The sequence below is a fragment of the Tepidimonas sp. genome, assembly GCF_029335975.1.
In the GTDB taxonomy this organism is placed as follows: Bacteria; Pseudomonadota; Gammaproteobacteria; order Burkholderiales; family Burkholderiaceae_C; genus Tepidimonas.
The window spans coordinates 26,218-35,157 of the sequence record NZ_JARJMT020000129.1 but is presented as its reverse complement, the minus strand read 5'-3'; the positions used below and the strand labels follow the sequence as shown (position 1 = coordinate 35,157).

The window sequence follows — 8,940 nt, the reverse complement described above, 5'->3', positions numbered from 1 at the left end:
CCCCCCTGCGCCACCGGCGGCGGCCGACCCCGGGGCGCGCAGCACGCCGGGCGGCATGCCCGCGCCATCACCCGCCGGGGCACCACGGCACCTGCAAGCCCGCATTGGCCCGCTGAGCCGCTTGGATCTGGCTGACCCCATCAAGGAATTGTTTCGCGACATTGCCGGCCTGGGCACCATCACGGCAGAGCGCGACGAGGGCAATTTCCGCATTTACGAGATCGACACCAGCAGCAGCGACGCAGAGCTGCTGGACCTGTTTGCCTTCCATGTCGCCCGTGATCAAGTCGCCCTGCTGCCCGGGGCAGCGGCAGCGGCGTCGGTCACCACGACCGCTGCAGACAACGCCGCCCCCGAACACAGCCGTGAAGTGATTGAGGAAGGCTACGGCCTGTTCGCCGGCGCTCCGGGCAGTCCAGTCGCCAGCACGCGACCGGATGCCAGCGGCGCCCCGATTCCAGCCCCCGACGAGGTGCACGGCTATGGTTTGTTTTCTGGTGCGCCGGGCAATCCGGTGACACCCGCGGAGCACGCCGCCGCCCTGCAAGCCGAGGCAGCCCTGCAGGGCTCGGTCCTGTCCCCGGGGGGGACGGCCGCGTCGCCCGCACTCAGCGCGGATGCCCGCGCACGCGAAACCGCCAAGGCCGCCCGCAACGCGGCCAGCGCCCAATTGGAGACGACGACGCTGCGCGTATCCGTCAGCAAGATCGACCAGCTCATCAACCAAGTAGGCGAGCTCGTCATCACCCAAGCCATGCTGGCGCAGTACAGTCGTGACCTGGATGCAACCTTGCATCAGCAGCTGCTCACCGGTCTGGCCGACTTGGAGCGCAACACGCGCGACTTGCAGGAGTCGGTCATGTCGATCCGCATGATCCCCATGTCGGTGGTGTTCAGCCGCTTCCCGCGCATGCTGCGCGACCTGGCCAGCAAGCTGGGCAAGAAGGTCGAATTGGTGACACACGGCGAGGCGACTGAGCTCGACAAGGGCCTGATCGAGAAGATCACCGATCCGCTGACGCATCTGATACGCAACAGCTGCGACCATGGCATCGAGCTGCCGCAGGAGCGCATCGCCAAGGGCAAGCCGGAAGTCGGCACGATCACCCTCTCGGCGGCCCACCAGGGGGGCTCGATCCTGATCGAGGTGCGTGACGACGGTCGTGGCTTGTCGCGAGACAAGCTGCTGCGCAAGGCGCGGGAGAAAGGCGTGCCCTGCTCCGACGACATGAGCGATGCCGAAGTGTGGCAATTGATCTTTGCTCCGGGTTTTTCTACGGCCGATGTGGTCACCGACGTCTCTGGCCGCGGCGTCGGTATGGACGTGGTCAAGAAAAACATCGCCTCGCTGGGCGGTTCGGTGGAGATCGACTCGGCCGAAGGCTATGGCATGAGCGTCAAGGTGCGTCTGCCCCTGACGCTCGCGATCATGGACGGCATGACCGTGCGCGTGGGCGACGAGGTCTACATCTTGCCGCTGTCCTCGGTGGTCGAGTCCTTTCAGGTCCAGGCCAGCGATATCAACACCGTGGCCCAAAGCGCCCAGCTCGTCAAGGTGCGCGAGGAATACATGCCGGTCATCGAGCTGGAACGTCTGTTCCAAGTGCCACGGCCGGCGACGGACGCATCCGCCAACAGCATCATGGTCGTGGTGGAGTCCGACGGATCGCGCGTGGCACTGGTGGTCGACGAATTGCTGGGACAGCAGCAGGTGGTGATCAAAAACCTCGAAGCCAACTACAAGAAGGTCCCCAATGTCTCGGGAGCCACCATCCTGGGCGACGGCAGCGTCTCGCTGATTCTGGATATTTCCGCCTTGGTGCGGCGGGCGCGCCAGTAATCTACGCCGTTTGCGATGATGCGCGACGCCGCCGCGGCCTTGCAATCCCGTGAATTCGCGTGGACGGTGGCGGATTTCGACCGCATCCGACAGCTCATCTACCGGCACGCCGGTATCAGCCTGCACGAGGGCAAGCAGGCCATGGTGTACAGCCGCATCTCGCGTCGCCTGCGCGAGACTGGGCACGACAGCTTTCGGGCCTATCTGGACTGGTTGGAGTCCAGCCAGGATGCGGCCGAATGGCAGGAATTCGTCAACGCGCTGACCACCAATCTGACCTCGTTTTTTCGTGAAAATCACCACTTCGTGGAGCTGGCTCGCCTGGTGCGGGAGTCGGCGTCCCAGCGGGACTGGAAGATTTGGTGCAGCGCGGCTTCGACGGGCGAGGAGCCGTACTCCATCGCCATCACGATGGCCGATGTGCTGGGTCTGCAAGGGGCGTTTCGCATCTGGGCCAGCGACATCGACACCCGGGTGCTGCAAACCGCCCAGCGCGGTGTGTACAAGCTGGATCAGTTGCGCTCCGTCACGCCCGAGCAGTTGCGCCGATACTTTCTGCGCGGCAAGGGTGCCAACGAAGGGCTGGCCCGTGTCAAGCCGGAGCTGCAAAAGCATCTGCAATTCTTTACGCTCAACCTGGTCGATGAGGTCTGGCCCTTGCGCGAAGAGTTCGATGTGATCTTCTGCCGCAACGTCATGATTTATTTCGACCATGCCACACAGCGGCAGGTGCTCGGCCGCCTGCACCGCCTTTTGCGCCCCCATGGCACCCTGTTCGTCGGGCATGCCGAGAACTTCAGCGACGCACGCGACCTGTTTCGGCTGCGCGGCAAGACCATCTACGAAAAACTATGATGCCCTTGGTGCGCACCCCCATGCATGTGCAACAGCTCAAAGAACGCCCGCGCAAACCGGGGGAGGCATCGTTTTTCTTTTTCGACCAGCATTTCAAATATGCGGCGGTGAAGGTGCTGCCCGGCGAGTATTTCGTCAGCGACGAGGATTTGCTCATCATGACGGTGCTGGGCTCGTGTATTGCGGCGTGTATCTGGGATTCGCGCTTGCGTATCGGTGGCATGAACCACTTCATGCTGCCCGAGGGCGGGGCCGATACCTCGGGCCGGTACGGGTCGTATGCCATGGAACTGCTGATCAACGAGCTGATCAAGCGCGGTTCGTCGCGCGAGTACATGCAAGCCAAGGTCTTTGGCGGCGGAGCCGTCATCTCGGGCATGACCAGCATGAACGTGGGGGAACGCAACACCCAATTTGTGCTGGATTACCTGGCCACCGAACGGATTCCGGTGGTATCCAAGGATGTGATGGATATCTATCCGCGCAAAGTGGTGTTTTTTCCGGTCACGGGCAAGGCCATGGTCAAACGGTTGGCGCATGCACACCCAGAGACGCTGGAGACCCAGGAGCGCCAAGGTACGGCGACCCGTCTGGCGCAGGCGAACGCAGGTGGAACCGTGGACCTGTTTTGACACTGTGTATTGGGCATGACCTCAAAAATCAAAGTGGTGGTGGTCGACGACTCGGCGCTGGTGCGCAGTCTGTTGACCCAGATCATCAATCAACAACCGGACATGACCTGCGTCGGCACGGCCGCCGACCCGCTGCAGGCGCGCGAAATCATCCGCGAGCGCAACCCGGATGTCATCACGCTGGACGTCGAGATGCCCAAAATGGACGGGCTGGAGTTCCTCTCGCGCCTGATGCGGCTGCGCCCCACTCCGGTGGTGATGGTCTCGACGCTGACCGAGCAAGGCGCCGAGACGACACTCAAAGCCCTGGAACTGGGCGCGGTGGACTTCGTCGCCAAGCCGCGCATCGGTGTGAGCGCCGGACTGCAGGAGCTGGCTGACGACATCGTCGACAAAATCCGCATCGCTGCCAAAGCCCATGTGCGGCGTCTGACCGCAGCACCTGTTTCCTCTGCGGCCGCAGCCACGACGCCACCTGCGACCACGGTATCCAGCACCCGGACGGGGACCGCTTTGGGCACGGGTCTGCTGCGACTGTCGACCGAGAAAGTCATCTGCATCGGCGCTTCCACCGGGGGCACCGAGGCCATCAAAGAGATCTTGGTCGAACTGCCGCCCGATGCGCCGGCAGTGGTCATCACCCAGCACATGCCGCCAGGCTTTACTGCCAGTTTCGCAGCACGGCTGGATTCTCTGTGCCGCATTCGGGTGGCTGAAGCGCGCGACGGAGAGCGCATTCTGCCTGGCCACGCCTACATCGCACCAGGCGGCAAGCAGTTCTCGATCGCGCGCAGCGGTGCCAACTATGTGGCCGTGGTGGATGACTCACCGCCAGTCAACCGCCACAAACCGTCGGTGGAGGTGCTGTTTCGTTCTTGTGCACGGGTCTTGGGGCCCAACGCCATCGGGGTGATGCTGACCGGCATGGGTGGCGATGGCGCCCAAGCCATGAAAGAAATGCGCGACGCCGGGGCATACAACATCGCCCAAGACGAGGCAAGCTGTGTGGTTTTTGGCATGCCCAAAATGGCGATTCAGGCTGGCGCCGTGCACGATGTGCTGCCGCTCAAGCAGATTGCGCGGGCCATCATGGAACGCGTGGCCACCTCAGGCGTGCGGCACCGTGTCTGAAGCCTACACTCCCAGGGCTGGACTCAAGCCAGTTGGTCGATTTGCCCCCCGGGCTTCGGCCGCTTGCCACTGTCGGCAGCCGTGATGTAATTTTGTGCCGCGTCGTTGGACGGCAGGTTGGCCAGCGGCCGGGTGTTGAGTCGGGTCTGCAACTCCTCCAACCGCTGGGCGCGCTCTTGGGCGGCTTGCATGGCCTCCTCTCCAATCATCATGTCCACGGCCGCTCGGCTGGCCTTCCACATATTGGGCAACAGATCTTTGATCTGAGCGTCCATGGCCTCCAGCACGGGGTTTTTGACTTTGGGAAACTCCGCCTGGCCCGAACGCGCGCCAGCGTCCTGCTCGCGCCCAGGGCTGGTCTGGGCTTGCGCGCGACGCCGCGCTTCTGCTTCTTGCGCATCCCGAGCCTCGCGTGCCCGCTTGTCCCGCTCGGCCAACCGGGTCTGTGCCTCTGTCGGGTTGGTCCTTGCCTGTGCATCCTCAGCGCGGCGGTCCTCGCGCCCCGCCACCGGCAGCGGCAGTCCAGACCGCTCGGGCGCGGCCCCGTTGGCGAAACCGTCGACGCGCTGGCCTTCTTGCGCCGGGGTGACGGGCGACAGAGTCGGCGGGGCAGGCTGCGCCTGCGCGCGCCCAGCCTCGCCCTGCGGCGCCACGACGGCACCAGAGCCATTTTCACGGGCAACGGCGTTGCTGGCCCGCGCCGGGGTTACCGGCTGGGCCCGCACTGTCGGCGTCGATTGCGGCGCCGGTGCCACGGCAATCGATGAAATGGTCAACATGGCGAAACCCCAACTCGTCAGTGCGCAAGGGCCAGATTCCCCGCGCTCATCCCAGTTATCGACCAACTTGAGTCGGACTTTAGGGGGAAATCGCCCGCTTTTCAACCGATCGGCCCACGGCCTGCCGTGGCATGGCGCCAGCGCCGACAGCGGGCCTATCGAATCGGGCTGTATCGGGGATGGCCACCGGGACCAAGCCACGTAAAATGACACACATTCTGACCCCCGGCGCGCCCGCTCCGGCACTGGCCCCAGACGGGCGCCCCCAACCCAAAGGACCCTCGATGGCGACACCCCTCCCGCTGCACGACCGCGACGGCAAGATCTGGATGGACGGCGAACTCGTCGACTGGCGCGACGCCAAGGTGCACGTGCTGACGCATACGCTGCACTACGGCTGCGGCGCATTCGAGGGCGTGCGCGCCTACAAAACCGAGCGCGGCACGGCGATCTTCCGCCTGCAGGAGCACACCGAGCGACTGTTCAACAGCGCCAAGATTCTGCGCATGAAGATCCCCTTCAGCGTGCAAGAGGTCAACGAAGCGCAGCGCGCCGTCATCCGCGCCAACGGGCTGGACAGCGGCTATATCCGCCCGCTGACCTGGATTGGATCGGAAAAACTCGGTGTCAGCCCCAAGGGCAACCGTGTGCACCTGATGGTGGCGGCATGGGCTTGGGGCGCCTACCTGGGCGAAGAAGGCATGAAGCGCGGCATCCGCGTCAAGACCTCCAGCTACGCGCGCCACCATGTCAACATCACCATGACGCAGGCCAAGGCGGTGTCCAACTACACCAACTCCATTCTGGCCCACATGGAAGCCACCGACGACGGCTACGACGAGGCGCTGCTGCTCGACCCGGCGGGCTTCGTCTCCGAAGGCGCTGGCGAAAACCTCTTCATCGTCAGGAGCGGTGTCCTCTACACACCAGACCTGTCGGCTGGAGCGCTCAACGGCATTACGCGCAACACCGTGCTGCACATCGCCAAAGATCTGGGCCTGGAAGTGGTGCAAAAGCGCATCACGCGCGATGAGGTGTACATTGCCGACGAGGCCTTCTTCACTGGCACCGCCGCCGAGGTCACGCCGATCCGCGAACTCGACCGCATCCAAATTGGCGAGGGCCAGCGCGGTCCGATCACCGAGCGCGTCCAAAGCGCCTTCTTCGACATCGTCAACGGCCGCAACCCCAACTATGCCCACTGGCTGACCCTGGTGTGACGCCCTATGAGCAGCCCGACTTCAAGCCCTGCTGTCGTCGAATTGTCCTCGCGCGACCTGAATGCGCACGGCGGCGTGATCTGCCCCAGCCCCCAAGCCGGCATGCAAATCTGGAACAGCCATCCGCGCGTGTTTCTGGATGTGGCCAAAACCGGTGAGGCACGCTGCCCCTATTGCGGTACGGTGTACCGGCTGCGTGCAGGACAACGGCCTGTGCACCATGGCTGATGGTGTGCGCCCTACAACCGCGCATGCTCTGCCGTGAGTGGCTGCTGCTCTGACCGCTCGTCACCGCCTTGGATAAGACGCTTGGTTGCTGCGGGCGCGTTCTTGTTGCCTGCGCTCAGCCTGGTTGTGCCGTCCGGCTACTCTTGGGGGGCGCTGTGCCTGGCCATGGCTGGCCTGTTGACGGCAGTCTGCGCCCGGACCCAGCCCGTGGCATGGGCAGCGCCATGGTTCTGGTGGCTCGGGTCGATCGCGTTGATGGGATTGGTCTGGCTGTTGCGGCTGGACTGGGGCGGGCACGCCATGGGCTCGGGGGCTTTCGACCGTTTTGCCAAATATGTGTCGGCGCTGGTGGCGGCAATCGCATTGGTACGGTTCGCGCCGTCGCTGACCTGGACGCTGCGCGGCTGCTGGCTGGGCGCCTGGGGGGCGGCAGCCGTGGCCAGCTGGCAAATGCACGCCATGGGGCTGGAGCGTGCGCACGGATACCTCAATGCCATCCAGTTTGGCAATGTGGCGGTGCTGCTGGCGCTATGGAGCGCTTTGGCGGCGCTGCGGGCTCGATCCCGCTGGGAACGCTGGGCCGCGGGCGGTGCAGTGCTGGCAGGCATCTATGCCTCGCTGCTGTCCGGTACGCGCGGTGGCTGGTGGGTGCTAGGGGCCTGGCTGGCCGTATTGGTGTGGGCCGGATGGCGGGGGTATTTGCCAAGTGGTCGGACTTTGCCAGCTGCGTCGAGGCCACGCGCCAGGCGCGCTGGAATCCTCGCTGCACTGGCTGCGCTGGCCGTGGGTGGCGGGCTGATCTGGGCTGCCACCGCTGCGTCGTTTCACCAGCGGCTGCAAGACCTGCAGCGCGATCTGCAGCACTATGAACAAGGGGAGGCAAGCACCTCGGTGGGCCATCGCCTAGCGCACTGGCGACTGGCTTGGCAAATGGGATGGGAGCGCCCCGGTCTGGGCTGGAGCGAGGCTGGCTATGAGCAGCGCAAACGCGAATGGGTAGCAAGCGGCCAGGCCCCCGCCGTCGTGCTGCGCTTTGGCCATGTACACCATGAGTGGCTGGATTTGTGGGCCAAGGCGGGGGCGTTGGGCGTGTTGGCGCTGGCCCTGTTTTACGGCATTCCGGCAGCAATTTATGTACGCCACCTGCGCCCCTGGCGCCCCGACGACGACCGGGTATGGGCCGCATGGGCGGGACTGATCCTCGTGTCGGGCTATCTTGGCTTTGGCATGACACAGGTCCTGTTTGCGCACAACAGTGGCAATCTGGTGTATTTATTCATGAACTTGGTATGGGTCAGCATGGTTCTGCGGCCCACTGTGATGCCAGACGAGCGGTAAACCTCGACCGCTTGCCGCTGATGCGGCAACGCCCGCGGGGGCGCTCGGCGTCGTCTCGGACAGGTTTTGCCGGATGAGCCCGGTCGCCATCGATGGGTGTGCAACGGCGAGTTTGCGGCGCAAGCTACACAGGCATTCACCCCGAGGGGCGCCGTTGCACGACCTCGGCGGGCAAGACCTGCCTATGTCGGTGCCAGGCGTTGCGCAGCGTATAGTCCAACTGCAGCCCCCAGCGACGCCAACGCTCTGCCCCGGTGCGATTGAAACGCCCTCCCTGCCAAATGCTGCTGATCTCGGAGGCTGCACCCCGTGTCACGACCGCCGGTACGATGCCCAGTATGCGCAGGTCCGCTTCCCACCAATAGCGCATGTCCACATCCACGGGGCGACCAAACGGCCGCCGATGCTGCAGCAGCTTGGCGGCTCCGGCCCGGCTGATCGCGTGGCCGTAGCACATGCTGGGCACGCGACGGTAGGTCACCAACTGGTGCTCGCTGGTCAAGGGCATGGCAGCCACAGGCCGCTCGTTGTGCCGACTGTACAACTTGATCACATCCCAACCCTCGGTGGGCAGGGCCTCGATCGCCGCCAGCACATCGACAAAACCATCCGTCAGATGGACATCGTCTTCCAGCACGATCAATGCGGGTGCGCTGGAAGCCAGCAGATATTCGCAGGCCTTGAGGTGGCTGGCGTAGCAGCCCTTCTCCCCATCCACCAGCAGGCGCTCGAACTGGCGCTGGTTCAACGCAGGGTCATAAAGCTGCGCCCGGCTGGCCGGGTCCAGTTCCGCCCAAGCCACGGCCCGCAGTCGCTCAAACGGCAACCCGTGAGGGTGGAGCATCGCCTCCATCGCCTGCCGGCGCTCAAGGTCCCGATCCAGATTGATGTAGATGACCGGCAACATCGTGCTGGCC

9 protein-coding genes are annotated in these 8,940 nt (G+C 64.5%); 7 read left to right on the top strand and 2 right to left on the bottom strand.

Annotated elements, in window-relative coordinates; all coding sequences use genetic code 11:
• The 4 genes from P3W97_RS07065 to P3W97_RS07050 form a co-directional block, all read left to right on the top strand.
• Positions 1 to 1,840 (top strand): chemotaxis protein CheW (locus P3W97_RS07065; protein WP_300845157.1); only part of this gene is annotated, 1,840 nt, incomplete at its 5' end.
• A gap of 15 nt (positions 1,841 to 1,855) precedes the next feature.
• Complete coding sequence (locus tag P3W97_RS07060) at positions 1,856 to 2,695, top strand: CheR family methyltransferase (RefSeq protein ID WP_300845155.1); 840 nt, start codon at positions 1,856 to 1,858, stop codon at positions 2,693 to 2,695.
• On the top strand, positions 2,692 to 3,327 hold the full coding sequence (gene cheD, locus P3W97_RS07055) for a chemoreceptor glutamine deamidase CheD (protein WP_300845153.1): 636 nt from the start codon (positions 2,692 to 2,694) through the stop codon (positions 3,325 to 3,327). The genes P3W97_RS07060 and cheD overlap by 4 nt, the downstream gene beginning before the upstream one ends.
• A 15-nt stretch (positions 3,328 to 3,342) precedes the next feature.
• Positions 3,343 to 4,458, top strand: a complete 1,116-nt coding sequence (locus tag P3W97_RS07050; RefSeq protein WP_300845151.1) for a chemotaxis response regulator protein-glutamate methylesterase — start codon at positions 3,343 to 3,345, stop codon at positions 4,456 to 4,458.
• Between the two features lie 23 nt (positions 4,459 to 4,481).
• On the opposite strand, the gene P3W97_RS07045 is transcribed toward P3W97_RS07050, so the two are convergent.
• Entirely contained in the window at positions 4,482 to 5,237 is a 756-nt protein-coding gene (locus tag P3W97_RS07045; protein WP_300845149.1) for a hypothetical protein, read from the bottom strand.
• Positions 5,238 to 5,521: 284 nt separating this feature from the next.
• On the opposite strand from P3W97_RS07045, the gene P3W97_RS07040 reads away from it, so the two are divergent.
• From P3W97_RS07040 to P3W97_RS07030, 3 genes are all read left to right on the top strand, one after another.
• Positions 5,522 to 6,457, top strand: a complete 936-nt coding sequence (locus tag P3W97_RS07040; RefSeq protein WP_300845147.1) for a branched-chain amino acid transaminase — start codon at positions 5,522 to 5,524, stop codon at positions 6,455 to 6,457.
• 6 nt (positions 6,458 to 6,463) lie between these two features.
• On the top strand, positions 6,464 to 6,685 hold the full coding sequence (locus tag P3W97_RS07035) for a zinc-finger domain-containing protein (RefSeq protein WP_300845144.1): 222 nt from the start codon (positions 6,464 to 6,466) through the stop codon (positions 6,683 to 6,685).
• 81 nt (positions 6,686 to 6,766) lie between these two features.
• The gene (locus P3W97_RS07030; RefSeq protein ID WP_300845142.1) at positions 6,767 to 8,023 is read left to right on the top strand and encodes an O-antigen ligase; all 1,257 of its coding nucleotides are present in this window, start codon (positions 6,767 to 6,769) and stop codon (positions 8,021 to 8,023) included.
• A gap of 136 nt (positions 8,024 to 8,159) precedes the next feature.
• On the opposite strand, the gene P3W97_RS07025 is transcribed toward P3W97_RS07030, so the two are convergent.
• Positions 8,160 to 8,930, bottom strand: coding sequence for a glycosyltransferase family 25 protein (locus tag P3W97_RS07025; RefSeq protein WP_300845140.1), 771 nt, complete (start codon positions 8,928 to 8,930; stop codon positions 8,160 to 8,162).
• Between the last annotated feature and the right edge of the window lie 10 nt (positions 8,931 to 8,940).

Excerpts from the sequence above, each read along its gene's own strand:
- P3W97_RS07060 (WP_300845155.1), top strand. The coding sequence starts at position 1,856 with ATGATGCGCGACGCCGCCGCGGCCTTGCAATCCCGTGAATTCGCGTGG.
- cheD (WP_300845153.1), top strand. The coding sequence starts at position 2,692 with ATGATGCCCTTGGTGCGCACCCCCATGCATGTGCAACAGCTCAAAGAA.
- P3W97_RS07025 (WP_300845140.1), bottom strand. The coding sequence starts at position 8,930 with ATGTTGCCGGTCATCTACATCAATCTGGATCGGGACCTTGAGCGCCGG.
- P3W97_RS07035 (WP_300845144.1), top strand. The coding sequence starts at position 6,464 with ATGAGCAGCCCGACTTCAAGCCCTGCTGTCGTCGAATTGTCCTCGCGC.
- P3W97_RS07040 (WP_300845147.1), top strand. The coding sequence starts at position 5,522 with ATGGCGACACCCCTCCCGCTGCACGACCGCGACGGCAAGATCTGGATG.
- P3W97_RS07045 (WP_300845149.1), bottom strand. The coding sequence starts at position 5,237 with ATGTTGACCATTTCATCGATTGCCGTGGCACCGGCGCCGCAATCGACG.
- P3W97_RS07050 (WP_300845151.1), top strand. The coding sequence starts at position 3,343 with ATGACCTCAAAAATCAAAGTGGTGGTGGTCGACGACTCGGCGCTGGTG.